Origin of the sequence: Streptomyces sp. NPDC008092 (assembly GCF_042957285.1) — a bacterium.
Taxonomy (GTDB): Bacteria; Actinomycetota; Actinomycetes; order Streptomycetales; family Streptomycetaceae; genus Streptomyces.
In genome coordinates this window covers 359,732-385,711 of record NZ_JBIBHY010000005.1, presented here as the reverse complement: position 1 = coordinate 385,711, position 25,980 = coordinate 359,732, and the positions used below count along the sequence as shown (strand labels likewise).

Annotated in this window: 22 protein-coding genes; 10 read left to right on the top strand and 12 right to left on the bottom strand. The window is 73.3% G+C overall.

Translation table 11 applies throughout. The features are described from left to right. Positions 1-100 precede the first annotated feature (100 nt). Complete coding sequence (locus tag ACFZB3_RS18170) at positions 101-652, top strand: DUF3455 domain-containing protein (RefSeq protein ID WP_391376632.1); 552 nt, start codon at positions 101-103, stop codon at positions 650-652. Between the two features lie 58 nt (positions 653-710). Here the strand turns inward: ACFZB3_RS18170 and ACFZB3_RS18165 are convergent, their stop codons facing one another. From ACFZB3_RS18165 to ACFZB3_RS18155, 3 genes are all read right to left on the bottom strand, one after another. Further along, positions 711-1,097, bottom strand: a complete 387-nt coding sequence (locus ACFZB3_RS18165; protein ID WP_391376631.1) for a nitroreductase/quinone reductase family protein — start codon at positions 1,095-1,097, stop codon at positions 711-713. A 106-nt stretch (positions 1,098-1,203) separates the two neighbouring features. After that, on the bottom strand, positions 1,204-1,758 hold the full coding sequence (locus ACFZB3_RS18160) for a hypothetical protein (protein WP_391376630.1): 555 nt from the start codon (positions 1,756-1,758) through the stop codon (positions 1,204-1,206). Positions 1,759-1,786: 28 nt separating this feature from the next. After that, entirely contained in the window at positions 1,787-2,371 is a 585-nt protein-coding gene (locus tag ACFZB3_RS18155; protein WP_391376629.1) for an exonuclease domain-containing protein, read from the bottom strand. A 106-nt stretch (positions 2,372-2,477) separates the two neighbouring features. Between ACFZB3_RS18155 and ACFZB3_RS18150 the strand changes: the two genes are divergently transcribed. Then, on the top strand, positions 2,478-3,089 hold the full coding sequence (locus tag ACFZB3_RS18150; protein ID WP_391376628.1) for a hypothetical protein: 612 nt from the start codon (positions 2,478-2,480) through the stop codon (positions 3,087-3,089). Between the two features lie 113 nt (positions 3,090-3,202). On the opposite strand, the gene ACFZB3_RS18145 is transcribed toward ACFZB3_RS18150, so the two are convergent. Then, positions 3,203-4,714, bottom strand: a complete 1,512-nt coding sequence (locus tag ACFZB3_RS18145; protein WP_391376627.1) for a CehA/McbA family metallohydrolase — start codon at positions 4,712-4,714, stop codon at positions 3,203-3,205. A 154-nt stretch (positions 4,715-4,868) separates the two neighbouring features. On the opposite strand from ACFZB3_RS18145, the gene ACFZB3_RS18140 reads away from it, so the two are divergent. The 3 genes from ACFZB3_RS18140 to ACFZB3_RS18130 all read left to right on the top strand — a co-directional run bounded on the left by ACFZB3_RS18140 (position 4,869) and on the right by ACFZB3_RS18130 (position 9,159). Then, complete coding sequence (locus ACFZB3_RS18140) at positions 4,869-5,714, top strand: TIGR03619 family F420-dependent LLM class oxidoreductase (RefSeq protein WP_391376626.1); 846 nt, start codon at positions 4,869-4,871, stop codon at positions 5,712-5,714. A gap of 197 nt (positions 5,715-5,911) precedes the next feature. Then, positions 5,912-8,497 (top strand): bifunctional FO biosynthesis protein CofGH, encoded by a 2,586-nt coding sequence (locus ACFZB3_RS18135; RefSeq protein ID WP_391376625.1) that lies wholly within the window; start codon positions 5,912-5,914, stop codon positions 8,495-8,497. Between the two features lie 89 nt (positions 8,498-8,586). After that, positions 8,587-9,159, top strand: a complete 573-nt coding sequence (locus ACFZB3_RS18130) for a hypothetical protein (protein ID WP_391376624.1) — start codon at positions 8,587-8,589, stop codon at positions 9,157-9,159. A 17-nt stretch (positions 9,160-9,176) separates the two neighbouring features. Here ACFZB3_RS18130 and ACFZB3_RS18125 read toward each other — a convergent pair whose 3' ends face one another. Beyond that, entirely contained in the window at positions 9,177-9,677 is a 501-nt protein-coding gene (locus ACFZB3_RS18125) for a DUF2165 family protein (protein WP_391376623.1), read from the bottom strand. Positions 9,678-9,817: 140 nt separating this feature from the next. Here ACFZB3_RS18125 and ACFZB3_RS18120 point away from each other — a divergent pair, with 140 nt between their 5' ends. After that, entirely contained in the window at positions 9,818-11,224 is a 1,407-nt protein-coding gene (locus ACFZB3_RS18120; RefSeq protein WP_391376622.1) for an aminotransferase class V-fold PLP-dependent enzyme, read from the top strand. A 22-nt stretch (positions 11,225-11,246) separates the two neighbouring features. Here ACFZB3_RS18120 and ACFZB3_RS18115 read toward each other — a convergent pair whose 3' ends face one another. The 3 genes from ACFZB3_RS18115 to ACFZB3_RS18105 form a co-directional block, all read right to left on the bottom strand. After that, entirely contained in the window at positions 11,247-12,956 is a 1,710-nt protein-coding gene (locus ACFZB3_RS18115) for an ATP-binding cassette domain-containing protein (RefSeq protein WP_391376621.1), read from the bottom strand. A 276-nt stretch (positions 12,957-13,232) separates the two neighbouring features. Further along, a complete protein-coding gene (locus tag ACFZB3_RS18110; RefSeq protein ID WP_391376620.1) occupies positions 13,233-15,200 on the bottom strand; it encodes a SpoIIE family protein phosphatase in 1,968 nt (655 codons plus the stop codon). A 118-nt stretch (positions 15,201-15,318) separates the two neighbouring features. Further along, positions 15,319-17,760 (bottom strand): SpoIIE family protein phosphatase, encoded by a 2,442-nt coding sequence (locus tag ACFZB3_RS18105; RefSeq protein WP_391376940.1) that lies wholly within the window; start codon positions 17,758-17,760, stop codon positions 15,319-15,321. Between the two features lie 167 nt (positions 17,761-17,927). Here ACFZB3_RS18105 and ACFZB3_RS18100 point away from each other — a divergent pair, with 167 nt between their 5' ends. The 3 genes from ACFZB3_RS18100 (at position 17,928) to ACFZB3_RS18090 (ending at position 22,999) form a co-directional block, all read left to right on the top strand. Then, the gene (locus ACFZB3_RS18100; RefSeq protein WP_391376619.1) at positions 17,928-19,238 is read left to right on the top strand and encodes a helix-turn-helix domain-containing protein; all 1,311 of its coding nucleotides are present in this window, start codon (positions 17,928-17,930) and stop codon (positions 19,236-19,238) included. 109 nt (positions 19,239-19,347) lie between these two features. After that, positions 19,348-21,735, top strand: coding sequence for a tetratricopeptide repeat protein (locus ACFZB3_RS18095; protein ID WP_391376618.1), 2,388 nt, complete (start codon positions 19,348-19,350; stop codon positions 21,733-21,735). 295 nt (positions 21,736-22,030) lie between these two features. Further along, complete coding sequence (locus tag ACFZB3_RS18090) at positions 22,031-22,999, top strand: GDSL-type esterase/lipase family protein (RefSeq protein WP_391376617.1); 969 nt, start codon at positions 22,031-22,033, stop codon at positions 22,997-22,999. A 52-nt stretch (positions 23,000-23,051) separates the two neighbouring features. Here ACFZB3_RS18090 and ACFZB3_RS18085 read toward each other — a convergent pair whose 3' ends face one another. The 3 genes from ACFZB3_RS18085 to ACFZB3_RS18075 are packed head-to-tail and all read right to left on the bottom strand — an operon-like array spanning position 23,052 to position 24,454. Continuing rightward, positions 23,052-23,426, bottom strand: a complete 375-nt coding sequence (locus tag ACFZB3_RS18085; protein ID WP_391376616.1) for a nuclear transport factor 2 family protein — start codon at positions 23,424-23,426, stop codon at positions 23,052-23,054. 39 nt (positions 23,427-23,465) lie between these two features. After that, positions 23,466-23,645, bottom strand: a complete 180-nt coding sequence (locus ACFZB3_RS18080) for a DUF397 domain-containing protein (RefSeq protein WP_391376615.1) — start codon at positions 23,643-23,645, stop codon at positions 23,466-23,468. Beyond that, complete coding sequence (locus ACFZB3_RS18075) at positions 23,642-24,454, bottom strand: Scr1 family TA system antitoxin-like transcriptional regulator (protein ID WP_391376614.1); 813 nt, start codon at positions 24,452-24,454, stop codon at positions 23,642-23,644. The genes ACFZB3_RS18080 and ACFZB3_RS18075 overlap by 4 nt, the downstream gene beginning before the upstream one ends. Before the next feature lie 113 nt (positions 24,455-24,567). On the opposite strand from ACFZB3_RS18075, the gene ACFZB3_RS18070 reads away from it, so the two are divergent. Further along, entirely contained in the window at positions 24,568-25,056 is a 489-nt protein-coding gene (locus tag ACFZB3_RS18070; RefSeq protein ID WP_391376613.1) for an ATP-binding protein, read from the top strand. Here the strand turns inward: ACFZB3_RS18070 and ACFZB3_RS18065 are convergent. Further along, entirely contained in the window at positions 25,007-25,858 is an 852-nt protein-coding gene (locus ACFZB3_RS18065; protein WP_391376612.1) for an alpha/beta fold hydrolase, read from the bottom strand. The two genes, ACFZB3_RS18070 and ACFZB3_RS18065, sit on opposite strands and share 50 nt — an antisense overlap. Between the last annotated feature and the right edge of the window lie 122 nt (positions 25,859-25,980).

The following is a 25,980-nucleotide window of genomic DNA, read 5'->3' as shown; positions in this document are numbered from 1 at the left end:
GTAGCGTCCGGGGTGCAGGGGGGACGGCAGGTTTCCGGTTACCGGAGCTGACCGCCCCCTTCCCTGAGCACGTACGGATCCCGTTCGGAGACCCCCCTTCATGAAGCACGTCAAGAGAATCGCCCTGACCGGCACGGCCGTCGCCGCCGCGGCCGCCGCCACCCTGCTCGGTACGACGGCCGTCCAGGCCGCGTCCGCGAAGCCCGCCGCCCTCCCGGCCGTCCACGCCCCCGCCGCGCTGGCGGTGCCCGACGGCAACAGGCTGACCGGCGTCTACTCCGCGCACGGCGTGCAGACCTACACCTGCATCGACGGCGCCTGGAAGCTCCTGGAGCCCGCCGCCACCCTCTCCGACAGGCGGGACCGCGCCCACCGCCCGGTCGCCCTGCACTCCCGTGGCCCGGTCTGGGTCTCCACGGTCGACGGCAGCGCGGTGAACGCCTCGGCGGTCGCCACGTCCGCGGTGGACGGCGCCGTCCCCGAACTGCTCCTGAAGGCGACGGCCACCCGCGGCGCCGGGACGTTCGAGGGCGTCACCTACGTCCAGCGCCTGGACACCGAGGGCGGCGTGGCCCCGGCCGCCGCCTGCACCGGCACGGACCAGGTCTCGGTGCCGTACTCGGCGACGTACGCGTTCTACAAGGCGGGCTGAGCGCCGCCGCTCCGCCGGAAGTGCCGCGACAGGCCGGCTGCCGGCTGCGGACTCCTGCTCAGTCGGCCAGGTCGACCCTGATCGTCAGGAGCTGCGTCCCCAGCGCCTTCACGGCCGCGCTGTTGCCCCGGGGCAGGGTGCGCAGCCGGGCGACCGGGTCGTCGTCGGGCAGCAGGTGGGCGGTGCCGTGGTGCCACCGCCCGCCGATCCGCACCCGTACCCGCGGGTCGGCCTGGATGTTCCGCACGTACTGGGACTTCGTCCCGAACTCCGACACCAGCCAGAAGCTGTCCCCGGTCCGCCGCCCGCCGAGCGGTGTCCGCCGGGGCTGCCCGGAGACGCGGCCGGTGGTCTCCAGCAGGGTCTGGAAGGGCAGGAGGCGGGTCAGCGGGTTGGCGATGTGCCGCTGGAAGGCGGTGGTGGCCCGGAATCTGCGGTCGGACATGAGGTCCTGGTCTCCTGTTCGGCTGTACTTCGGCGGCGGTGACTTCCAATGTCTCTCACGCGACCCGGGCGGGAGACGGCGGGCCCGTGCGGATCGTGGCCCGTGTTCACCAGAGACCGGGGGGCTCCCGGCCGGCCGCCCGGAGCAGGATGTGCCGGGTGGAGCCCATCCCGTACCTGTCGGCGTCGCTGGAGAGTCCGGCCACGTCCAGGAGGAGCGGACGGATGTCGACGCCGGCGTCCCGGGCCTGCCCGCACAGGTCGTGGAGGGTGAGCATCATGTCCCGGGTGTCGAGGCCCTGGTCCTCGGCCGACATCTGCAGCAGCCGCTGCCGGAAGCTGTGGGGGGTCGGCTCGGAGGGCAGCGTGGTCGCCCAGACGAACCAGGGACACCGCTCCAGGAGGGCGCGCAGGCCGGCCCGGACGGCGTCGTCTCCCTGCTCGTAGCGGGTGAGTACGTCCCGCAGGGCCGCCTCGGCCTCCGGGCGGATCCCCGCCTCGTCCAGCGGATGCGGGCCCTCCCGCATCTTCCGCGCCCAGTCCGGGTCGGTGAGGTCCACCGGCCTCCTCGCGACGGGTTCGACGTACGCGTCGACCAGCGCGATCCGTTCCGCGAGCTCCGCCAGTTCCCCCGGCTCTCTGGGCTCCCCCGGTTCCTCCATGGCAACCCTTATAGCGCCCCACGAGGCGTCAGGCGAGGTGTTCCACCGGGGCCGGCCAAAGGCCCCGTCCGGAGAGGTGAAGCACGAGGGCCGCGATGTTCCAGGCGTCGTCCTCGCCCCGGTGGTGCCGGCCTTCGAGCTGCCGTCCGGCGATCTCCAGGGCCTGTGCCATGCCGGGGCGCTTGCGCAGCCCGTACGCCTCGGTGAAGACGGCCTTGGCGTTGGTGTGCCGGCGGCCGAAGGGGTAGGGCGTCCGCGTGGCCCGGCACTGCCGGGTGAACTGGTGGCGGTCGTAGTCGCCCCAGCTCACCCAGGGCCGGGCGCCCGCGCGGTGCTCGGCCGCCAGCAGCCGGCACGCTTCGGCGAAGGTGACCCCCTGGTCGACCTCGGACTGCGTGAGGCCGGTCAGCTCCGTGCAGAACGCGCTGACCGCGGAGCGGGCGGGCCGCACCAGGATCCGGTGGCGGGCGAGGCGCTCGCCGGCCGCCGGGTCGACGACGGTCAGCCCGATCTCGATGATCTCGCCGACCTCGCCGGGCGGCGGGGAACCGGTCCAGCAGGTCGCCTCGACGTCCACGACGTTGACGAGCCCCGCGGCCCAGGTGCTGTCCATGGCGGGAAGCGTAGGGAGGCGCGGCGGCCGCGGCACGTGGTTTTCGCGGCAGTCCACCGCCTGCCCGGGGCCTGGTGCGGGAGTGCGCGAATGGGACGATGGCCCGGTGAGCCACTCTTCCCACGAGCGCATCGGTCCTGGTCGTCACCGGCAGCCTCTCCCGGAGCCCGGCCCTGCCGAACCCGGGCGGTGGCCGAAGCTGGAGGCGGCGCTCGCGGTGGTCAACCGCGACGTGACGGCGACCCTGCCCGGGCAGGACGCGCTGGTACTGATGGCCGAGCCGCCGCAGCCGTCTCCGTCCCCGGGCGAAGTCGACAGGGGACGGGTCTACGTGGCGATGCCCGACGGCCGTTGGCACGGCAACCAGGTGAACGCGTACGACCCCGAGGAGGGCGACCCGCTGGAGCCGGACGACGCGGACACGGTCCTGGAAGTGGTCGCGGACGCGGCGCAGTCGACCGTCATGGAGCTGCTCTGGCAGGTCTGGCCGGTCTGCTGGGAGCACAGGACCGGAATGCACGTCCGTCCCCCGGGAACCGCCGACGACTGGTACCCGGGGGCGACGGACGCGGCCGGCCCGCCGGTGTGGTGGTGCCGGGGCGGCCGCGAGGGCAACGGCCACGACGTCGCCCCGGTGGGCGAGCTGGCCGCCTCCCTGCCGGGCGAGCAGCGCCGCGCACTGCGGCGCGCCGAGCGCCGACGGGACGGCCGCCGCTAGGCGCTCCGCCGGAAGCGCGGTGTGCCGCCTGCCGCGCCGTCGTGGCTGGTCGCGCACTTCCTCCCCCAGCCTTCGGCCGGGGGTACCCCCAGCGCCCCTTCGGGCGCGGTTCCTCACCGCCCCAGGAAGATCGGGTTCGTCAGTGCGGCCAGGGCGCCGGGGACCGTGCCCGCCGCCGTCTCGTGGCGGAGTTCGGCGCGGACGTAGGCCGCGTACTGCGGCGTCGTCCGCCACTCGACCACGCCCGAGCCGGCCACCGGGAGCGGGTCGCTGGTCAGCAGGACGCCCTCGTCGGTGACGAAGCGGACCGTGCAGCGCGGGACGCCGGAGGCCTCCAGGCGGACGGTCACCGTGCTGTCGGCGGCCACCTCCAGCTGTTCGCCGATCCCGGCCCGTTCGCCGCGGCTGCCCGTCGCCGTGAAGTCGACGGTCACGTTCTTCGACTCGGCGATGTAGGAGCGGCCGGCGCGCAGCCCCTCCTGGATCGCCTCGCGGCTCAGGTCGTCGGCGAGGACGACGGTCTGGGGCAGGCCCACCGCGTCCGGGTCCCGGTGGGCGTCGCTGTTGCCCATCGCCGGGAGCCACTCGCGGTTGTCGCGCACCGAGGCGACCAGGGTGGCGTCCCAGGCGTTGAGGGCCACCTCGTCGTCGGGGGTGTAGGGGCCGTTCCACACCTCGACGGCGTCCGCGTCCCCGAAGCCGAACTTCCAGGCGCAGCCGACGCAGGTGGCGTGCGGGTGCGCGGGTACGACGAGACCGCCGGCCTTGTGGATCCGATGGGCGAAGTGGCCGAACCGGTTGTCGCGGGCCCGGTAGCGCCAGTCGACGAAGGTTCCGGGGTCGGTGCCGAGGGCGACGACGTGGCCGTTCCGCGTCGTGACCTCCTCGCCGAGCATGATCAGCAGGTCGTCGCCGGCCTGGTCCGACCAGTGCGGGTGCGAGGAGTGCGTGTTGTGGTCCGAGGAGTTGATGAAGTCCAGGCCGGCCGCGCGGGCCAGGGCCGCGATCTCGGCGGGGGTGCGGCGGCCGTCGGAGTACCAGGAGTGCAGGTGGCAGTCGCCGCGGTACCAGGCGCGGCCGCGGCCCTTGGCGCGGTCGGGCGGGTAGACCGGGCGGACGGGGGTGCCGGGTTCGCCGTACGTGAGCGTGATGGTCAGCTCGTACGACAGGCCTTGCGGGGCCACCGTGTACGGGCCGAGGGCGACGTACCAGGTGCCCGCGCGGACCGGGCCCGGGATGTAGCCGGGGGTCGCGTCGTCGGCGCGGACGAAGAACTCCGTGCGGGCGCCGCCGGACCAGCCCCGGAAGCCCTTGCCGCCCAGCTCGGTGCCGTGCTGGTCGAAGAGGCCGATGTCGAGCGCGTTGCCCGTGGTGCCGGCCGGGACGCCCGGTCTGTCGTAGGTGTAGGAGACCCTGATCTCCTGTACGCCGGTGGGCACTTCGACCGGTACGTAGACGAAGTCCGGGCAGCCGGGCGGCAGGGTGCCGCTCACGGTCGCCGTCCTCCGAGTCCCCTGGTCCTGACCGTCCGCCGCTGCGAAGCTCACGCTTCCCAACGTAAGGGCTGTGGCCGCGCCCGTCACGATCAGCGCGCGTCTGCCGATGCCGTGCGTGTCCTCACACATGCCGCTCACTCTCCCCGGTGGACGTGAACTCCCACGGAAGGACAGGGGATCCACAGGCGTCCTTATGTCATGTGCATAGCCGTGTGCAGGGTGGGACGTGTGATGCCGACTGGTCGGTATGGACATATCGAGCCACCCCCGGTACAGATGGGGCATGCGCATAGCCGTCACGGTCTTCCTCACCGACGAGACCATCGCCCCCGTCCGGCTCGCCCGTGAGCTGGAGGCACGCGGGTTCGCCGGGCTGTACCTGCCCGAGCACACGCACATCCCCGTCGAGCGGACCACCCCGTACCCGGCGGGCGGCGACCTGCCCCGCGAGTACGGCCGCACCCTCGACCCCTTCGTCGCCCTCGGCCAGGCCGCCGCCGTCACCGACGGGCTCGGCCTCGGCACCGGCATCACCCTGGTCGCCCAGCACGACCCGATCGACCTCGCCAAGCAGATCGCCACCCTCGACCACCTCTCCGGCGGCCGCTTCACACTCGGCGTCGGCTTCGGCTGGAACGTGGAGGAGGCCGCGGACCACGGGGTGCGGTGGCGGTCGCGGCGGGAGCTGACCCGGGACCGGATGGCCCTGATGCGGGCCCTGTGGGCGGACGAACCGACCGCCTACGAGGGGGAGTTCGGGAGCGTACGGGCGTCGTCCGCCCACCCCAAGCCGGTCCAGAAGCCGCGCGGCCCGGTCGCCGGCCCGCGCACGCTGGTCGGCGGGTCGGCGGGGCCGAAGCTGTTCGCGCACATCGCCGAGTACGCGGACGGGTGGATGCCGATCGGGGGACGCGGGCTCACCGAGTCCCTGCCGGTGCTGCGGGGCGCGTGGGCGGACGCCGGACGCGACCCGGCGGCGCTTCAGGTGGTGCCGTATGCCGTGTATCCGACGCCGGGGAAGCTCGCGCACTACGCGGAGCTGGGCATCGAGGAGGTCGTGGTGCAGTTGCCTCCGGCGGGGGAGGCCGAAGTGCTGGGGGTGCTGGACGGGTACGGGGAGTACCTGTGAGGGGGGCGGCCGTGCGTGGTCGGGTGCGGGTGCGTCGTGGCTGATCGCGCAGTTCCCCGCGCCCCTTCCGGGGCGCACTGCAGCGCCGCTTTCTTTCAGGGGCGCGGGGAACTGCGCGAACAACCCCCACCCGCCCGTACCCGACCACGCACCGCCGCCCCCACGGACCCCACCGAACCCGAACGTATGCTCAAAGAATGACGAATTCCGCGACCCCCGGAACCGGCCCCACCGAGAACTCCATGCGTCGCGCCCTCAAACGCGCCCGGGACGGCGTCGCCCTCGATGTCTCCGAGGCCGCCGTCCTGCTCCAGGCGCGCGGTGCGGCCCTGGGCGACCTCGCCGCGTCCGCTGCCCGGGTCCGCGACGCGGGACTGGCGGAGGCCGGCCGGCCCGGCGTCATCACGTACTCGAAGAGCGTGTTCATCCCCCTTACCCGGCTGTGCCGCGACAAGTGCCACTACTGCACGTTCGTGACCGTCCCCGGCAGGCTCCGCCGGGCCGGGCACGGGATGTTCATGTCCCCGGACGAGGTCCTCGACGTCGCCCGCAAGGGTGCGGCCCTCGGCTGCAAGGAAGCTCTGATCACCCTCGGCGACAAGCCCGAGGACCGCTGGCCGGAGGCGCGCGAGTGGCTCGACGCGCACGGTTACGACGACACGATCGCCTACGTCCGGGCCGTCTCCGTCCGCGTCCTGGAGGAGACCGGCCTGCTGCCGCATCTCAACCCCGGGGTGTTGTCCTGGACGGACTTCCAGCGGCTGAAGCCGGTCGCCCCGTCGATGGGGATGATGCTGGAGACGACCGCGACCCGGCTGTGGTCCGAGCCGGGCGGCCCGCACTACGGTTCCCCGGACAAGGAGCCCGCCGTGCGGCTGCGGGTGCTGGAGGACGCGGGCCGTTCCTCCGTCCCCTTCACCTCCGGGATCCTGATCGGTATCGGCGAGAGCTACGAGGAGCGCGCCGAGTCGCTGTTCGCGCTGCGGCGCGTGGCCCGGTCGTACCACGGCGTCCAGGAGCTGATCATCCAGAACTTCCGGGCCAAGCCGGACACGGCGATGCGCGGCATGCCGGACGCCGAGCTGGACGAGCTGGTGGCGGCCGTGGCGGTGGCGCGGCTGGTGATGGGGCCGGCCGGCAACATCCAGGCGCCGCCCAACCTGGTCGCCGGCGAGTACGGGCGGCTGATCGCGGCGGGCATCGACGACTGGGGCGGGGTGTCGCCGCTCACCATCGACCACGTCAACCCCGAGCGGCCCTGGCCGCAGATCGAGGAGCTGGCGGCGAAGTCGGCGGCGGCCGGGTTCGAGCTGCGCGAACGGCTGTGTGTGTACCCGGAGTTCGTCCGCCGGGGCGAGCCCTGGCTGGACCCGCGGCTGCGCCCGCACGTGGCCGCGCTGGCCGACCCGGCCACGGGCCTGGCGGTCGCGGACGCGGTGGTCGAGGGGCACCCGTGGCAGGAGCCGGAGGAGGTCTTCGTCGCGAGCGGACGGACCGATCTGCACAGCTCCATCGACACCGAGGGCCGGACGGGCGACCGGCGTGACGACTTCGACGAGGTGTACGGCGACTGGGGCGCGCTGCGCGAGGCGGCCGCCCCCGGGATGGTGCCGGAGCGCATCGACACCGACGTACGCGCGGCCCTGGCGGCCGCCGCCGACGACCCCACGAGGCTGACGGACGCCGAGGCCCTCGCCCTCTTCCACGCGGACGGCCCGGCGCTGGACGCGCTGACGGGGATCGCCGACGACGTGCGGAAGTCGGCGGTCGGCGACGACGTCACCTACATCGTCACCCGCAACATCAACTTCACCAACGTCTGCTACACCGGCTGCCGTTTCTGCGCCTTCGCGCAGCGCCGCACCGACGCGGACGCCTACACCCTCTCCCTGGACCAGGTCGCCGACCGCGCCCAGCAGGCCTGGGACGTCGGCGCGGTCGAGGTCTGCATGCAGGGCGGCATCCACCCCGACCTGCCCGGCACCGCGTACTTCGACATCGCCAAGGCGGTCAAGGAACGCGTCCCGGGCATGCATGTGCACGCCTTCTCGCCGATGGAGGTGGTCAACGGCGCGACGCGCACCGGCCTGTCGATCCGGGAGTGGCTGACGGCGGCGAAGGAGGCGGGCCTGGACACCGTCCCGGGGACGGCGGCGGAGATCCTGGACGACGAGGTCCGCTGGGTGCTGACGAAGGGCAAGCTGCCCGCCGCCACCTGGATCGAGGTGATCACCACCGCGCACGAGGTCGGCATCCGCTCCTCCTCCACCATGATGTACGGCCATGTCGACCAGCCCCGCCACTGGCTGGGCCACCTGCGCACCCTGGCCGGCATCCAGCAGCGCACCGGCGGCTTCACGGAGTTCGTGACGCTGCCCTTCATCCACACCAACGCGCCCGTCTACCTGGCCGGCATCTCCCGGCCCGGGCCGACGATGCGGGACAACCGGGCGGTGACGGCGATGGCCCGGCTCCTCCTGCACCCCTACATCCCGAACATCCAGACAAGCTGGGTGAAACTGGGCGCGGAGGGTGCGGCGGAGATGCTCCGCTCCGGGGCGAACGACCTCGGCGGCACCCTGATGGAGGAGACGATCTCGCGGATGGCGGGGTCCTCGTACGGCTCGTACAAGTCGGTGCGGGACCTGATTGCCGTGGCGGAGGCGGCGGGGCGGCCGGCGAGGCCGCGTACGACGCTGTACGGCGAGGTGCCGGCGGAGCGGCAGCGGGCCGCGGAGGCCTCCGACGGGCACCTGCCGGAACTGCTGCCGGTGCTGGACTGAGCCGTCGGGCGGGCGGGCAGCGCACAGTACGATGATCCGACCCCTGTGCGAACGAGCGGGGGGCCTCATAACGGAGGAGATGCGTACCCGTGGCTGCCCGACTGCTGCCCTCCTGGGTCTGGGTCTCCGGCCTGACGGCCGGGGCGACGGTCGCCGTCGTCTTCCTCGCCCTCCAGGCCGACAAGGGGCCGCACCCCACGGCCGCGGCGGTCCGCCCGTCGGCGAGCGCGTCGGCGGGCGCCCACCCCTCCACGTCACCGACGGCCAAGGCGACGGCCCCCGCCGTGCCGGCGGCCTCCGGCACCGGCCGCCGGATCGTCTACTCGCTCGGTGCCAGGCGGGTGTGGACGGTCGACGCGAGCGGCAAGGCGACCCGCACGTTCACGGTGTGGCCGGGGACCGTCAGTCCGGACCCCGGCACCTACACGGTCTCCAAGACCCTGTCGGCAACGACGGGCTCGGACGGCGTCCAGATCGAGCACATTCTGTACTTCGCGTCCAAGTCGGGGCTCTCGATCGCCTTCTCCAACGCGGTCGACGGCTCCTCCCCGGCGCCCGCCGCGGGCAAGCAGACCAGCGGCATCCGGATGCCCAAGGCGGACGGTGCCGCCCTGTGGACGTTCGGGACGGAACCGGACACCAAGGTGACGGTGGTCAGGTAGCCGTCAGGCGATCCTGATCAGCCCTCCCGGTCCGGGGGGCTCAGCTGTACGACGATCAGCGCGAGCCCGGTCAGCACCAGGACCCGGGTCGCGGCGTCCAGCCCGTTCCAGGTCTTGGACTGCCACATGGAGAACCACTCGCCGCCGATCCCGATGAACCCGGCGCCGAAGAGCAGCACCAGCATCAGCAGGCCGTAGGTGGAGACGCGCCGCGCGCGAACGTTGTCACGGCGGGCCCAGAGCCAGGTGCCGGCGATCAGCACGAGCGCGGCCAGCGTCTCCCACACGATGATGAGGACGTAGGCGGTGTTCTCCAGTCCCTTGTCCGTGACGGCCCGCCACATCAGGTCGTCGTCCTTGAACGTGGTGTCCATGGCCAGCACGTGCTGGACGAAGGCCTGGTTGGTGCCGAAGTCGGTGATGTTCCCGAAGGCGACGAGGGCGATGTAGAGAGCTGCCGTTCCGGTCAGAACGGCAGCGGCAAGCGGAAGCGCACGAGGCGCGTGGGAGGTGGACATGCCACCGTCCTTCCCCAACTCGGCCGCCTGCACCCCCTGTTCAGCGGTTGCCCGGCGGCCTTCCCGTCGTGCCGCCGCGGCGAACCGCTCGCACGCGGGTACCTTGGTCGAAGTTCCGTGCGACGTGCGTAGGGGGTCTCGTGGAGGGCTTCGCGGAGTTGCGGACGCGCGAGTTCGGCTACCTCGACGAGGGCGGACACACCTACCTGGACCACACCGGCGCCGGACTTCCCCCGCGCTCCCTCGTCATGGGCAGCGCCCGGCGGATCACCGGCGGCCTGTTCGGCAACCCGCACTCCGAGAGTCCGGCCTCCCGCGCCTCCGGACTCCTGCTGGCCGAGGCCCGGCAGGCCGTGCTCCGCCACTTCAACGCCGACCCCGACGAATACGCCGTGGTCTTCACCCCCAACGCGACCGGCGCCCTGCGCCTGGTCGGCGAGGCATACCCCTTCAGCCGCGGCGGCAGGCTCGTGATGTCGCTCGACAACCACAACTCGGTCAACGGGCTGCGGGAGTACGCGCGGGCGCGGGGAGCCGCGACCGTGTACGTACCGGGCCTGCACATCGACGAGGGACGGCTGTTCGCCGCCCTGTCCGCACCCGGCCCGCACGGGGACGGCGGCGGCCTGTTCGCCTATCCGGCGCAGAGCAACTTCACCGGTGTCCAGCACTCGCTGGACTGGATCGCCGCCGCCCAGGCGAACGGCTACGACGTCCTGCTGGACGCGGCGGCCTTCGCACCGGCCAACGTCCTGGACCTGAGCCGACACCACCCGGACTTCACCGCCGTCAGCTGGTACAAGGTCTTCGGACACCCCACCGGCATCGGCAGCCTGATCGCCCGCCGGTCGGCCCTCGCCAGGCTGCGCCGCCCCTGGTTCTCGGGCGGCACCATCTACGCCGTCAGCGCCCAGGCCCAGTGGCACGTCCTCGCCGCCGACGAGGCCGCCTTCGAGGACGGCACGGTCAACTTCCTGTCCCTGCCGGACGTGACCGCGGGACTCGCCTGGATCGACGGCATCGGCATGGACCGCATACACGCCCACGTCACCGCCCTCACCGGCCGACTGCTCGGCGGCCTGCGGGCGTTGCGGCACAGCGACGGCTCACCGCTGGTGCGCGTGTACGGCACCGGGCGGGCCGGAGCGGACCGGGCCGGAGCGGACCGCGCCGACGTGGAGCGCGGCGGCACCGTCGCGCTGAACGTGCTCGGGGCGGACGGCCGGATCGTCGACGAACGCGTCGTCACGCGCGACAGCGCCGCCCAGGGCATATCGCTGCGCACGGGCTGCTTCTGCAACCCGGGGGCCGGAGAAGAGGCGTTCGGCCTGCCGCTGACCCGGCTGCGCTCGGCGGCCGACACCCAGGTCGGTTCGCTGGACGAGTACCTGGAGCTGCTGCGGCTGCCGTCGGCGGGCGCCGTCCGGGTCTCCCTGGGCGTGTCGTCCCAGCCCAGGGACATCGAGACGTTCCTGGCGTTCGTGACGGAGACCTACCGGGACCGGGTGCCGACGGCGGCCGGGCTGGCCGCGCGGGAGAGCTGCTGAGCCGGTGCCGGCCCGCCGGGGATCACCGTCCGGCCCGGCTCCGCTCCGCGCCGTCGCGGCACTTGCGCAGCAGCACCACCCACGTCCAGGCCAGGAACACCAGCGCGAAGCCCGCCAGGACCGCCCACCCGCGGCCCGCCGGATGCCCGAACGAATCCCCGTACGACGCCAGCAGCGGCGGACCGAGCGGCGAGCGGCCCGTCCGCCACAGCGACTCAAGACCCACCCCGCTGCCCAGCGCCTCGAACGCCCAGCGATTGGTCATCGCCCAGCTGATCGCCTTCCCGGCCACCGTCATCCGGGGCACCGGCACGAAGGCGCCCGAGAACAGCACCTGGGGGAAGCAGAGCAGCGGCAGCATCAGCGTCGCCTGCCCCGGCTCCGACACGGCCGCCGACGCGAGCAGCCCGAGCGCGAGGGCGGCGGCCGAGGCCAGCACGCTCGACACGAACAGCGAGCCGTAGGTGTGCCAGCCCGCCGCGGGCAGCCGGTCCAGGGCGCGCAGCACGGCCAGCAGCAGCGCGTCCGCGACCGCGAGCACCGGCAGTACGGCCGTCAGCTTCGAGGCGACGTACGGGCCGATCCGCAGCCCCGCCAGCCACTCGCGGCGCAGGACCGGCAGCTCGGTGCAGATCTGGAGCAGGCCGTACGTCAGCCCGAAGAAGAACGCGCCGAACGCGATCCAGAACATGATCATCGCCGAGGAGCCCGGGTCCGGTGCCGCCGGATCGAACGCGCCGGCCCGGAACAGCACCGCGAACATCGCGACGATCATCACCGGCGAGCCCGTCAGGACGGCGACCGAGAGCCGGTTGTGCAGCAGCAGCGCGGTACCGCGCCGGGTCAGCAGCGCCCACTGGCGCAGGACGCCGACCCGCGGCGGCCGTACGGCCGGTGACACGGCATCAGGGCGCTCCACGACGTCCCCGGCCACGGCCCGTTCGACGCGTGCGCCGCCCGCCACCGCCTCGTACACCTCCTCCACACTGGTGGCCCCGAACGCGTCGAACAGGGCGGACGGTTCGCCCGCGTACGCGACCTCGCCGCCGGCCGAGAGGAAGACGACCTGGTCGGCGCGGAGCAGATCGGCGAGGACGTGCGTGGTCAGCACGACCGTGGTGCCGTCCTCGGCGAGTGTCCGCAGGGTGCGCAGCAGGGCCGCGCCCGTGACCGGGTCGAGCCCGGACGTCGGCTCGTCGAGGAAGAGCACCCGGGGGCGGGTGAGCAACTCGACGGCGATGCTCGCCCGTTTGCGCTCGCCGCCGCTGAGCGCGCGCACGGGGGTCTGCGCCCGCTCCGCCAGACCGAGCGTGTCCAGCACCCGGTCGACGGTCTCCAGCACGGTCCCGGCCGGTGTTCCCGGCGCCATCCGCAGCCCCGCCGCGTACACCAGCGTGCGGCGCAGCGGCAGTTCGCGGTGGATGATGTCCTCCTGCGGGACGAACCCGAAGTCCGGCCCGGGCGGCCCGGGAGGCGCCCCGTCGTGCAGCACGGCGCCGCCGCTCGGCGCGGTCAGCCCCGCCAGCGTCTGCAACAGCACGGTCTTGCCCGCACCGCTGCTCCCGGCGATCACCGTGAGCTGTCCGGGACCGACGTCGACCGAGACGTCGGTCAGTATTCGCCCTCCGCCACGGACCTCCCGGCTCACCCGACGCGCCCGCAGGCGCAGGCCGTCGACGGAGGGGACGGGGGCCTCGGCGGGCGCGGCCGGGTGCGGGGGCGGTGTCGGCATGGGGGCAGCATGCCAGGCGGGCCCGCGGACGGCGCCCCAACTCCACCGGACACGCGCCGACTTCGACGCCTCCTCCGGGTACGGCCGAGGGGGACGCCCGTCTGCCGGACCCCGGCTTCGGCCGGGGGGGCGCCCGTCTGCCGGACCCCGGCTTCGGCCGAGGGGGACGCCCGTCTGCCGGACCCCGGCTGTGGCTTTCACGCGACCTGTTCCCGGCCGGTTCGGAGCGTGCCGGACCGGCGGTGCCCGGCTCCGCCCGGTGCGGGGGCGGCGGCGTCAGGAACGGCGGATGACCAGGACGGCCACGTCGTCGAGGTGGTCCACCGCGACCGCGGCGTCGAGGATGCGGTCGGCGGTCCCCTCGGCGTCCAGCCCGTCGTGGAGGGCCGCTCCGGCCAGGGATCCGGCCCGCTCCAGCCCGGCATCCAGCGTGAGGCCGGGGCCCTCGACCACACCGTCGGTGACCATGACCAGCGCACTGCCCCTGTCGAGGGTGAAGGTCTCCTCCTGGTAGTCGGTGTCGGGCACGACTCCGAGCACCGGCCCGCCCGGCAGCTCGCGCACGCTGTGGCTGCCGTCCCGGCGCGCGTGCAGCACCGGGACGTGGCCGGCGCTGGCGCCGGTGACCCGTCCGTCGCGCGGGTCGAGATGCAGCATGGTGCAGCTGGCGAAGCGTGCCGCGCCCATCGTGACGAGCAGTTCGTTGGTGGTCGTCAGCACGGCTCCCGGATGCGCTTCGTGGGTGGCGATCCCGCGCATGAACGAGCGCACCTGTCCCATGAAGGCGGCGGCGTCCACGTCGTGCCCCTGGGCGTCGCCGATCTCGATGGCGACGGTGCCGTCGGACATCACGAACGCGTCGTACCAGTCCCCGCCGATGTCCAGCCCGTCGCGGCTCGGCCGGTAGCGGGCGGCGACCTCCAGGCCCGCGAGCTGCTCGGGCAGCGTGGGCAGCATGGTCTGCTGCAGCGCCGTGGCCAGCTCGACCCGTGCCTGCTGCAGCCTGATGCGCCGCAGCGCCTGGCCCGCCAGGTCGGCCAGGGTCCCCATGAGGGTCTGCTCGTCCAGCGATGCCCGGTACTCGCGGTGGTAGAACACCGCCCACGCCCCTAGCGGCTGGTCGCCGGTCTCGCTGAGGGGGGTGATCGCGAGGGCGTAGTCGGATCCGAGGCGGCCGATCCACGGGTAGTCCACCGCTTGCGGCCAGCGGTGGGTGTAGTCCTTCCGGTCCGGAACGCACTGCGTCTTTCCGGTGCGGATCGCCTCCGGCACCGGGCCGGGATCCTCCAGCGGCATGCCCTGCAGGACCTCCACCTCGGACATGGCTATCCCGCCGTCGGTGGAGATGCGCAGGCGGCCCTCGTCGACGAGGGCGAGCAGGGCGCCGCTGGCGCCGAAGGTCGCGGCGAGCCGGGTCAGGACGACCTGCTGGAGTTCCTGCTCCGTGGACGCGGTGATCAGCGCGGCGGAGAAGTCGGCGGTGTCCTTGGCGCGCTGCCGCTCGGCAGCCAGCGCGGCCCGGGCCTTCCGCTTGCGCTTCTCCAGCTTGGTGTCGTCGCGGACCACCCCGAAGATCCGCTCGGGGCCGCCGTAGCCCAGCTGGATCCGGCAGGTCTGCACGGCCAGCCGGTGCCAGCCGTCGTGCTGGGTGAGGTACCGCAGGATCATCCACGGGGTGTGGACGGCGGACGAGCGCAGCAGCTGCCGCAGGGCCGCCCGGTCGTCGGGGTGGACGCCCGCCACCACGGTGGACAGGCAGGTGCTGGGGTCCGGGAAGGCCACGGCCAGGGCGGGTGCGCCACCGAGCCACTCCAGTTGCTGCCGGTGCGGCGCGTACATCCACAGGCCGAGGTCGGAGGCCGTGGTGACCAGCCGGAACGGGATGAGCAGGCTCGTCAGGTCGTTGCGCGCGTCCAGCGCGTGCACCCAGACCAGCTGCTCGTCACCGGTGGGATCCGGCACCGGCCGTGCCTCGATCAGACAGGCGATGGGGGCTCCGCCCCGCCCGGGGAACTCCAGCACCCGCATCGCGACCGCCCCGGCCCGGGAGGCGTGGTCCAGGAGGCTCTCGACGGAGATGCGCTGGCCCGTGGGCCACAGATCACGGAAGCGATGCCCCAGGCACTGTGCCTCCGTCCTGCCCAGCGCCGTGGCCATCGCGGTGTTGAGATCCTCGACGACACCGTCCGGCGTCAGCAGAGCCGACGGGTCGGCACTGTGGAGGAGTCCGTCCGAGACGTCCATCTGCGACTCCCGCGCATGCGCCAAAACATCCCCTTCAGGACATGGTCCCGCATTTTGCCGGGTCGGGACGTGCGGACGGCGGGGAGGGGGGCGCTCGTCAGCCGCGTCGCGCGACGTCTCAGATGCCGGGGTCGAGTTCCTGTTCGGCCCACACGGTCTTGCCGCCGTCCGCCAGACACCTCGCTCCGTGGCGCCGGCAGAGCTGGGCGACGATGTAGAGGCCGCGGCCCCCTTCGTCGCTGGTGCACGCGTGCCGCAGCCGGGGGAGGGTGTCGCTGGTGTCGGACACCTCGCAGGTCAGGACCTGGTGCCGGATCAGGCGCAGCAGGATCGGGCCGGTGGCGTGGCGGACGGCGTTGGTGACCAGTTCGCTGATGATCAGCTGGGTGGATGCCGCCAGGCGCTCCAGTCCCCACTCGGCCAGCTGCCGGGCGGCCAGGGCGCGGGCGCAGCGGACCACCGCCGGGTCGGCGGGCAGCTCCCAGCACGTGGTCCGGCCCGGGCTCAGCGCGTGGGTCCGCGCGACGAGCAGGGCCACGTCGTCGCACGGCGGCTGGGTCGGCACCGCCTCGATCACCGAGGAACAGAGGTGTTCCAGGGACCGGCCGGCCCGTGCCAGGGCGTCGCCGAGGCGCCGCATGCCCGCCTCGATGTCGTGGTCGCGGCTCTCGATCAGGCCGTCCGTGTACAGGGCGAGCCGGCTTCCCTCGGGCAGCTCCAGCTCGACGGCCTCGAAGGGGATCCCCACCCCCACGCCGAGCGGCGTTCCGGTGGGCAGGTCGGGGAAGGTGACCTTGCCGTGCGGGTCGATGACCGCGGGCGGCGGGTGCCCCGCCCGTGCCATCGTGCACGTCTGGGCGACCGGGTCGTAGACGGCGTACAGGCAGGTCGCGCCGGTGACGCGGGTCGGGTCCTGGGAGTCGGCGTCCTCCTCGGCCATCCGCCGGACCGTGTCGTCCAGGTGGGTCAGCAGCTCGTCGGGGGGCAGGTCGAGGTCCGCGAGCGTCTGCACCGCCGTGCGGAGCCGGCCCATGGTCGCCGCGGCGTTGATGCCGTGGCCCACCACGTCGCCCACCACCAGGGCCGTCCGGGCGCCGGGCAGCGGGATGGCGTCGAACCAGTCGCCCCCGACACCGTTGTCCACGTCGGCCGGCAGATACCGCGAGGCGGTCTCGATGGCCGTGCCCTGCACCAGGCGCTGCGGGAGCAGGCTGCGCTGGAGCGTCAGGGCCGCGCTGCGCTCCCGTGCGTACCGGCGGGCGTTGTCCAGCGAGAGCGCCGTCCGGCTGACGAGTCCCTCGGCCAGCAGCAGGTCGTCCTCCTGGAACGGCGCGGGTTCCTCGGTCCGGATGAACACCGCCGTGCCCAGGAAGGTGTGCCGGGCCCGGATGGGGACGACCATCAGGGAGTGCATGCCGCTCTCGCGCGTCGTCCGGGCCCGGTCGGGGTCCCGGTCGAACCAGGTTCCGGGTGAGGCGTCCAGGACCGGTTCCAGATGGGAGCGGCCGGAGGACAGGACCTTGGTGAAGGGCGAGTTCCGCGGCACGGCGACCAGCTCGCCGCGCGCCCACGGGGACTCGGGGACCCCGGGGCGGATCGAGGCCAGGCCCGCACGGCGCAGGGCGGGCCGGCGGTCGTCCAGCGGGCCGATGCGGGCGAAGGGCGCCTCGCCGAAGTGGATCGACTCGGCCAGGTCGACGTTGACGTAGTCGGCCAGCAGGGGCACCGCGAGGTCGGCCAGCTCCTGGCCGATCCGCATCACGTCCAGGCTGTTGCCCATGCGCGTGCTGGCCTCGCTGAGGATGGCGAGGCGTTCCCGGGCCCGCTGGCCGAGGGTGACGTCCACACTCGTGCAGCACACCCCCACGGCCCGGCCGTCGGCGCCCTGCAGGCAGAAGTACGAGGCCGCGATCGCGTGCTCGCGGCGCGGATCCGCCGGCGGCCACGCGCGGTACTCGTGGACCGTGCTGACCCCGCTGTCCAGGACCCCGCGCAGCACCCTTTCGAGCTGTTCGGCCTCGGTGCCGGGCAGCGCGTCCGACGGCCGCCGCCCCAGCCGCCGGTCGGGCGGAACGCCGTCCTGCCGCTCCATCGCGTCGTTGGTCCAGGCGCAGCGCAGGTCCTGGTCGTGGACGACGACGCCGATCGGGGTGCGGGTGAGGAGCGAGTCCCGCATCCATCCGGTGGTCGCCACCGGGGAGAGCGAGGCGATGTCGGTGCCGGAGATGAGCCAGTGGATCTCCCGGTCCCGGCCCCACAGCAGGGAGAACCGCAGGCTCGCCCGGAGGGTGTGGCCGTCGCGGTGGCGGACGGTCGCGGTGCCGGACCAGCCGCCCCGGGCCAGGCACTCCTCGGCCGACGCCCACTCCAGCAGCGTCCGGCGGGTGAGGGGCAGGAGCGTGGAGACGGCCTGGCCGACCACTTCGGTGGCCGGGTAACCGACCAGCCGCTGCGCCGTGCTCGTCCAGGCCACCACCGTCCCCTCGGCGTCGGTCATCGCGATGGCGGCGTCGGGTGTCTCGCGGGGTGCCAGTCGTGCGCAGAGGCTGCCTTGAAGCATCTCGGTCACCGGATTCTCCCCTCACGTGGCGGACAGGGAAACGACGGTAGGAGCGGAAGGCGGGACGGACGTCGGGCACGGCGCACCACCTTCCGGCCGCGGTTTGTGACACGGGAACAACTCGCCCGCCGCCCGGCGGCGCCGAGACAGGGCGTAGCTTTTGGAGCATGGGCGTGGAGAGTCCGGAGCCCGCACGGGAACTGTCCGTGAGCGCGGAGAACGTGGAATCGCACCTCACGGAGGTCTCCCGCGACGTGTGGGAGCACCTGCTCGCCGAAATCCCGCAGATCAGCGGGGACGCCGTCGTCGAGAGAATCCTGCTGGCGAGCGTGCAGGAGAACATCGCCGCTCTGCTGCACATCTTCGAGAACGACATCTCCCTGGCGAATCTCGCGGGGCCGGTCGCGGCCGACGAATACGCGAGGAGACTGGCTCAGCGGGATGTCCCCGTCAGCGCGTTGATCCGGGCCTACCGGATCGGGCACTGGCGTTTCCTGCAGTGGTGCCTCGACGAGCTGGCCCGCCGGGGCGCGGACGCCGCCGTCTCCGCCGCCGCCGGCCGGCGCATGCTGGAGGTGAGCTTCGGTTACATCGACAGCGTCACCGAGCGTGTCATCGACGTGTACCGCCTGGAGCAGGAACGCTGGCTGCTCGGCCGGACCGCCACGCGCGCCGCCCGGGTGCGGGACGTCCTCGCCGGGCAGGAGGTGGACCTCGACGCGGCGGAGACCGCCCTCGGCTACCGCCTGCGGCAGAGCCACCTCGGGCTGGTGGTCTGGCTGCCGGCGACGACGCGCGGCGGCGAGGCACTGGCCCGCCTCGACCGGCTCACCCACGGGATCGCGCGCGGGCTCGGCTGTCCCGGCAGGCCGCTGTTCGTGCCCCGGGACGAGGGGCTGGCCTGGGCGTGGCTGCCGTTCGCCGTACCCGGCGACGTCTCCTGGGAGGGGCTGTCCGGTGCGGTGGAGAAGGGCGAACCCGCCGCGCGGGTGTGCGCCGGGAGCCTGCACCGCGGGATCGAGGGGTTCCGCAGCACGAACCGGGAGGCGCTGCGCGCGCAGGAGCTCGCCACGGCGGCGGCTCCCGGGCCGCGGTTCACCGCGTACTCCCAGGTCGCTCCGGTCGCGTTGATGTGCAGGAACATCCCGGACCTGCGCGCCTGGGTGGGCAGCGTCCTCGGGCCGCTGGCCGTCGACGACGAGCAGTGCGCGCAGCTGCGCGGGACCCTGGACGACTTCCTGACGACCGGCTGCAACTACACCGCGACGGCGAGCAACGAGATCGTGCACAAGAACACCGTGCACTACCGCGTCCGCAAGGCGGAGAAGATCATGGGGCACTCGGTCCAGGAGAGGCGTACCGATCTGGAGGTCGCCCTGCTCGCCGTCCGGTACCTCGGCACCACGGTCATGCAGGAGGCCCGCCCGGCTACGGAGCCGGGCCGGCGCAGGCGTGGGACTCCCCGGAGCCACGGCTGAGGGTGGTGCCGTGGGGGCGGCGGCCACCGCCCCGGGCCGTCGCCGCGGACCGGCCGGACGCGGGCGCCTCTGCCAGACTTGGCGTCGGCCGACTGCGGGGGAGGCAGGGATGGGGTCGACGCGGCCGTCGATGCAGGAGCTGATCGGACGGCGCCGGAGGGCCGGGTTCGTCGGGCGGGCCGAGGAGCGGGCCGCGTTCCGGCGCAACCTCGGCCTGCCGCCGGAGGACGAGCGGCACCGTTTCCTCTTCCACGTGCACGGTGACGCGGGCGTCGGGAAGACCCGGCTGGTGCGGGAGCTGGAGCAGATCGCCCGGGAGGCCGGGGCGCTGACCGCGTACGTCGACGAGGGCGTGGCCGGCGTACCCGACGCGCTGACGGTGATGGCACGTCAGTTCGCGGCCCAGGGGCGGCGGTTCAGGGAGCTGGAGCGGATGCTGGCCGCGCACCGGGAGCGGCGGCACGAGGCGGAGGCCGCCCTGGCGATGGCCGGACCGGAGGAGCGGGAAGGGCCGTCGGCGGGGAGCCTCGCGGTGGCGCGGGCGGCGCAGGCGGGGCTAGGGATGGTCCCGGTGGCCGGCGCCTTCGCCGCCGCCCTGGACACGGACCGGCTCGCCCAGGGCGCCGACCGGCTCCGGGCCCGCTTCCGCAGCCAGGAGGACGCCCAGCTGGTGCTGTCCCCCGAGCGGGTGCTCACCCCCGTGCTGCTGACGGAGCTGGCGGGGGCGGCCGACGCGGCCCCCTGGATCGTCCTCCTCCTCGACACCTACGAGCGCACCGGCCCGTTCCTCGACCCCTGGCTGCACGACGTGATGACCACCGACCGCCACGGCGCCCTCCCCGCCAACGTCGTCGTGGTCACCTCCGGCCAGCACCCGTTCGACACGGCCCGCTGGGGCAGCTTCGCGGACTTCAGGACGGACCTGCCGCTCGGCCCGTTCACCGAGGAGGAGGCCCGGGGGCTGCTCGCGGACAAGGGGGTGCGGGACGAACCGGTGGTCGCCGAGGTGCTGCGGCTGACGGGCGGGCTGCCGGTACTCGTCTCCACCCTGGCCGAGTCCGGGCCCGTCGGCCCCGGGGAGGTGGGGGACCCGAGCGCCACGGCGGTCGACCGGTTCCTGAAATGGGAGCGGGACCCGGTGCGCCGGGCGGCCGCGCTGGCCGGCGCGCTGCCCCGGCGCCTCGACGAGGACATGTTCCGCTGCGCCGTGGACGCCCCCGGGGACCAGGCGGACACGCTCTTCGCCTGGCTGCGGGGCATGCCGTTCGTCGGCGAGCGCGGCGGGCGGCTCCAGTACCACGACGTCGTACGGGCGCCGATGCTCCGGCTCCAGCGACTGCGCTCACCCCAGGGCTGGACCGAGCGGCACACCCGGCTCGCCGAGGCGTACGGCAGGCGGCGCACGGAGGCCGAAGCCGGCCTGCCGCCCGAGGAGTTGTGGGCCGACGAGGGGTGGCGGGAGCTGCGCCTCGGCGAGTCCTACCACCTGCTCTGCGCGCGACCCCGCGCCGCGCTCCCCGGGGCCCTGGCCGACGTCGTCACCGCCTGCGCCTACGGGGACGACGCCGTACGCCCCTGGGCGCGGCTGCTGGCCGAGGCGGGCGAGGACGCGGACGCCGAGGCCGTACGGACCTGGGGCGGCGACCTCTCCGCGGCGCTCGCCGGGGACGGGCTGGCCGGACTGCTCCGGCTGCTGCTCGGCCGCGCCCGGGGCGACGAGCCGTGGCGGGCGACGGCCTGGGCGCTGCGGGCCGACGCGCTCGCCCGGGACGGTGCGCCGGAGCGGGCCCTGGAGGAGTACGACCGCGCCCTCGCGCTGGATCCGGTCCTGGTCCGGGCCCACCGCGGCCGGGCCGTCACCCGGGGCGGGACGGGCGACTACGAGGGCGCGCTCGCCGACCTCGACCGGGTGCTCGAACTGGAGCCGGACAACCCGTGGAACGTCATCCTCCGCGGCGAGCACCACCGGCTGGCCCGCCACCACGACGCAGCGGTGGCCGACCTGAGCGAGGGCATCAGGCGCGACCCCACCAGCGAGTTCGCCTGGGCCTCCCGCGCCGCCGCCCACGAGCGCCACGGCGACCTCGACGCGGCCCTCGCCGACTTCGAGCGCGCGCTCGGACTCAAGCCGGACTACGCCTGGGCCCTGGCCCGCCGTTCCCGCGCCTGGCGCGGCCTCGGCGACGAGGCCCGCCGCCTCGCCGACCTGGACCGCGCGCTCGCCCTGCAGCCCGACTGGGCCTGGGGCCGCTGCGAACGCGGCGAGGCGCTGCGCGTCGCCGGCCGCGCCGAGGAGGCCCTGGCCGACTACGACCGCGCCCTCGAACTCGACCCCGGCTACGCCTACGCGTACGCGAGCCGAGGCGTGTCGCTGTCCCGCCTGGGCCGCCACGAGGAGGGCCTGGCCGACCTGGACCGCGCCCTCGCGCTCACCCCCGACTACCCGTGGGCCCGGGAACAGCGGGCCGCGGTGCTGCGCCGTATCACCGGCTCCTGATGCGGCCTGCCGAGCCGCGGGACGCCGGTGATCACGAATCAGACATGCCGTGACGGCCGCGAGGCGGGCCAGGACGGTCGAGGTCGCCACCTGGACCGCGCATATCGCGCAGGGCTGATCAAACCGCGGAAGCAGACGGTCCGGATACGGAACCAGTTGTTCCGGAATGCCCCCGCCCAGGCCGGGCGCACCCCTCGGACTCCACGGAAGGTGACTGTCCGCATTGGATCTAGTGCATTCAGTAACGAGCCTCCTAGGGTCAAAGTGACGCCAAAACCGTATCCCTGGAGGATTCGTGGCAAGGTTCCGCACTCATCTGGCCCTGCTCGGCTCGGCCGCGGCTCTTACCGCCGGCGCCCTCGCTCCCGCCCAACTCGCCGGGGCGCAGCCCGCCGCCGCGGCGGATTACGACTGGGTCGCCCTGGGCGACTCCTACACCGCCGGGGTCATCCCGGCCGCCGGCGACGTCTTCGAAATCCCCCGCGACGGCTGCGAGCGCACCGACCAGTCCTACCCGCAGATCATCGACCGCGACCTCGGCGGGCTCCTCGACCTGACCAACGTCAGCTGCGGCGCCGCCACGATCGAGGACGTCACCTTCAGAGCGCAGGAGCCGATCGGCCGGCACCTGCCGCCCCTCTCCGAGGACCCGGACTACCCCTTCCCCCCGGTGCCGCCCCAGTCCGAGGCGGTCAAGGCCGGCACCGACGTGATCACCGTCGGCGTGGGCGGCAACACCCTCGGGTTCGCCGACATCCTGATGAAGTGCCTGCAACTGGGCTCCGGCAGCGGCGGCGTGGGCACACCGTGCAAGGACGATCTGGCCGCCTCCGTCCCCGGCAAGCTGACCAAGGTGGGCAAGGAGTACACCGAGATGCTCGCCAAGCTCCACGAGAAGGCCCCGCACGCCAAGATCCTCGCCGTCGGCTACCCCGCAGTCATCCCCGCGGACACCTCCAAGTGCCGGTACAACGACGCGCACCAGTTCCTCTCGATCACCCACGGTGACCTGGACTGGCTGCGCCAGGACGTCCTGGAACCCCTCAACAAGGCCATCGAGAAGTCGGCCGACGCACACAGCGCCACCAGCTTCGTCAACCTCTACGACTCCTCCCGGAACCACAGCGTCTGCGACTCCGGCAAGTGGGTCGAGGGCGTCCTCGACCACGACAACCGGCCGGCCCTCGTACACCCCAACGCCAAGGGCCACCGCAACGCCGCCGACCACGTCACAGCGGCGATCCTGAACGCCATCGCCCCTTAGGACCGCCCCGCACCCGGGATCCCGCCGAGTTCCTGAGCCGGAGAAAGCCGGCTCAGGAGGCGGACCCGATCTCCCCCGCGAAGACGATGACCTGGTCGATGAGGCTCCGCCGGAGGTGGACGACGTCCGTTCCCGCCAGGCAGGGTCCGCCGTCCGGCGTGGTGAAGACCCACTGGTACCGGGCCCACTCGTCGGGCATGTCCACCGCCGAGCAGCGCACCATCGTGCCGGTCCCCGCCGGATGGCGCCGGATGTCCAGCACGAACCGCTCGACCGCCTCGATCCCCTCGCTGCGGCCGAGCGGCCCCCAGAAGACCACGTCCGACGTCAGGGCCTGGGAGAGCAGCGCGGTCACGTAACCGTCGTCCGAGGCGTTGAAGGCGGAGATGAACGTGTCGATCGCGGACTGTGCGGTCTCTTCCTGCATGCCCCAGTCATACCAGCAGCGCCGCTTCGCGAACCGCGCTCAACGCCCGGCGAACGCAACGAAGTCGGCCCACGAGGCGTCGGCGAAGGTGAGCCCGGCCCGGTCCTTGTCCTTGGAGTCGCGGACGTGGACGGTGGTGGCGGGGGATATGGCGACCTCGACGCACTCGGGGCCGTCGTTGCTGCTGTAGCTGCTCTTGAACCACTCAAGGGCGGTCATGCCTTTTCTCCCAGCACTTTGTCGATGAAGGCCAGCGACTCCCGAGGCGTGAGAGCCTGCGCCCGGATCATTCCATAGCGCATCTCCAGGATCTGTACCTCCCGGGGGTCACTGATCAGGCGACTGTGCAGCTGGGCCTCCGAGTGCCCGAGTGTCTTGCCGTCCCGGAGTTTCAGCAGCTGGAGCGAGCCGCCCATTCCCGCGTGGTCCTCACGGTCTGTGGGCATCACCTGGATCGCGACGTGCCTCAACTTTCCGATCTCCAGCAGGCGTTCGAGTTGCTGTCGCAGCACCATTCTGCCTCCGATGGGCCGCCGCAGTGTCACCTCTTCCAGGACGAAGGTGAGCTCCGGCAGGGGTACCCGTTCGAAGACGCTGTGCCGCGCCACGCGTGCGGCGACCTGGCGCTCGATCTCGTCCTCGGGGTACGCGGGCCGCCGCATGGCGAACAAGGCCCTCGCGTACTCAGCTGTCTGGAGCAGGCCGTGCATGTTGTGGTTGGCGTAGGCCCCCAGTTCGACCGCCTCGCCCTCCAACTTGGCCAGATCCCGAACCTTCTTCGGATACCGCGCCCGCTCCACGTCCTCCTTCATGAACGCGAGTTTTCCGCCCGCCGTCAGCACCTCGTCGGCCTTCTCCAGGAAGTCCGGCTTGGGGATCCGCCGCCCCCGCTCCACGGCCGACACCATCTCCTCGCTGTAGCCGATGGCGGCGCCGAGTTCGGCCTGCCGCAGCCCGGCGGCCTCCCGCCACACCTTGATCTGCCGTCCGACCGCCCTGAGTACGGCCTCGGCCTCCTCGTCCTCCACACCCGCCCCTTCCGACGTACGACCCGTACGACCCCGTTCGGCACCCGGACAGTGACGCTCTGTGCCGGGGGCATTGCTGTTCAGGGTAGGAACGGGCGACCACGCTGGGTGACATGACGCAGAAATCCCTCCCGCAGGTCACCGTTCCGACGCACCACTTCACGGTTCAGCTGTCCGCCACTCGAAGAGGTGCTCGACTGGCGCGGCTGCTCACGGAACGCCAACTCGACGACTGGGGGATGCCGTTCGGGCAGGAGGCGACGCAGGTCGTGGCCGAGCTGGCGTCGAACGCGGTGCTGCACGGACGCGTGGCGGGGCGGGACTTCCGGCTGGGGCTACGGCTGTACGCCGACCGCACGCTCCGTATCGAGGTGACCGACGCCCGGGGCGACCGCGTCCCGCGCCGCCGCGATCCGGTGTCCGGCGATGCGGAATCGGGGCGCGGGCTGCTGATCGTGACGGCGTATGCGGATCGTTGGGGCGTGGACGAGGCACCGGCGGGCTGCAAGACCGTATGGGCGGAGCTGGGGGCGCCGGGGCCGCGGGAGCCCGTCACGGCGTGCGCGTGTCGTCACCGGCCAGGAACGGGCGCAGCAGTGTGAGCAGGGCGTGCGGCCGGTGCAGCGGGATGATGTGGCCGCAGTCCTCGATGACGTGCCCGGTGAGGTCGTCGGTGACCGGACGGAGCTGGCGTTCCAGCGCCGTACCGACGGGCCGGGCGCCCACTGCCATCGTCGGCACCGTGAGGCGGGCGGTGGCGACCGCCTGCTCGATCTGCGCCGCGCTCTCGGGCAGCGCGCGGTAGTACGAGAACGCGCAGCGCAGCGCCCGGCGGCCGGTGTACGCGCGGACGAAGGCGTCGCGGACGGCGGGGCGCACCCCGTCGCCGAGCGTGCCGGCGCGCAGGAACCAGTCGACGTAGGCGGCCTCGTGTCCCTCAAGCACGGTCTCGGCGAGGCCGGGTCCGGCGGAGTGGAAGCCGAACCACCACGGCGGCCCGCCGGCGAGGAAGTCCTCGGCGCCGGGCAGCCTGCCCAGCAGGCCCTCCATGACGACCAGGCGCCGGACGAGGCCGGGGCGGCGCAGGGCGAGGAGGAAGGCCGGCGCGGTACCCGCGTCGATCCCCGCCACCGCGGCCGAGGAGACGCCGAGCGCGGCGAGCAGCGCCGCGGCGTCCTCGGCCAGGGCGCCCGCGTCGTACCCGGCGGCGGCCCGGCCGCTGGCGCCGAACCCGCGCAGGTCCGGTGCGATGACGCGGTGACGGCCGGCCAGGCCGGCCATGACGTCCGTCCACAGCTCCCAGGTGTGCGGGAAGCCGTGCAGCAACAGGACGGCCGGGCCGGATCCGGCGAGGGCGACGTTCAGTTCGACACCGTTGACCGGGACGCGTCGCAGCTCGGGCATGGCGGGACTCTCCGCAGGGGTGGTGAGGAATGGTGACAGGGTCACGCTAGGGAACTAGCCTGATCCGCCCAAGACGGCACTTTCCCTTCAGGTGGTGAGCCCCAGGTGACCACGTCGAGGCC

Bases quoted from the DNA above. Each gene is read 5' to 3' on its own strand.
- ACFZB3_RS18105 (WP_391376940.1), bottom strand. From the start codon at position 17,760: ATGCTTCAAGGCAGCCTCTGCGCACGACTGGCACCCCGCGAGACACCC.
- ACFZB3_RS18170 (WP_391376632.1), top strand. From the start codon at position 101: ATGAAGCACGTCAAGAGAATCGCCCTGACCGGCACGGCCGTCGCCGCC.
- ACFZB3_RS18155 (WP_391376629.1), bottom strand. From the start codon at position 2,371: ATGGACAGCACCTGGGCCGCGGGGCTCGTCAACGTCGTGGACGTCGAG.
- ACFZB3_RS18135 (WP_391376625.1), top strand. From the start codon at position 5,912: ATGACGAATTCCGCGACCCCCGGAACCGGCCCCACCGAGAACTCCATG.
- ACFZB3_RS18160 (WP_391376630.1), bottom strand. From the start codon at position 1,758: ATGGAGGAACCGGGGGAGCCCAGAGAGCCGGGGGAACTGGCGGAGCTC.
- ACFZB3_RS18085 (WP_391376616.1), bottom strand. From the start codon at position 23,426: ATGCAGGAAGAGACCGCACAGTCCGCGATCGACACGTTCATCTCCGCC.
- ACFZB3_RS18145 (WP_391376627.1), bottom strand. From the start codon at position 4,714: ATGTGTGAGGACACGCACGGCATCGGCAGACGCGCGCTGATCGTGACG.
- ACFZB3_RS18070 (WP_391376613.1), top strand. From the start codon at position 24,568: ATGACGCAGAAATCCCTCCCGCAGGTCACCGTTCCGACGCACCACTTC.
- ACFZB3_RS18115 (WP_391376621.1), bottom strand. From the start codon at position 12,956: ATGCCGACACCGCCCCCGCACCCGGCCGCGCCCGCCGAGGCCCCCGTC.
- ACFZB3_RS18125 (WP_391376623.1), bottom strand. From the start codon at position 9,677: ATGTCCACCTCCCACGCGCCTCGTGCGCTTCCGCTTGCCGCTGCCGTT.
- ACFZB3_RS18140 (WP_391376626.1), top strand. From the start codon at position 4,869: ATGCGCATAGCCGTCACGGTCTTCCTCACCGACGAGACCATCGCCCCC.
- ACFZB3_RS18110 (WP_391376620.1), bottom strand. From the start codon at position 15,200: ATGGACGTCTCGGACGGACTCCTCCACAGTGCCGACCCGTCGGCTCTG.
- ACFZB3_RS18080 (WP_391376615.1), bottom strand. From the start codon at position 23,645: ATGACCGCCCTTGAGTGGTTCAAGAGCAGCTACAGCAGCAACGACGGC.
- ACFZB3_RS18100 (WP_391376619.1), top strand. From the start codon at position 17,928: ATGGGCGTGGAGAGTCCGGAGCCCGCACGGGAACTGTCCGTGAGCGCG.
- ACFZB3_RS18065 (WP_391376612.1), bottom strand. From the start codon at position 25,858: ATGCCCGAGCTGCGACGCGTCCCGGTCAACGGTGTCGAACTGAACGTC.
- ACFZB3_RS18165 (WP_391376631.1), bottom strand. From the start codon at position 1,097: ATGTCCGACCGCAGATTCCGGGCCACCACCGCCTTCCAGCGGCACATC.
- ACFZB3_RS18095 (WP_391376618.1), top strand. From the start codon at position 19,348: ATGGGGTCGACGCGGCCGTCGATGCAGGAGCTGATCGGACGGCGCCGG.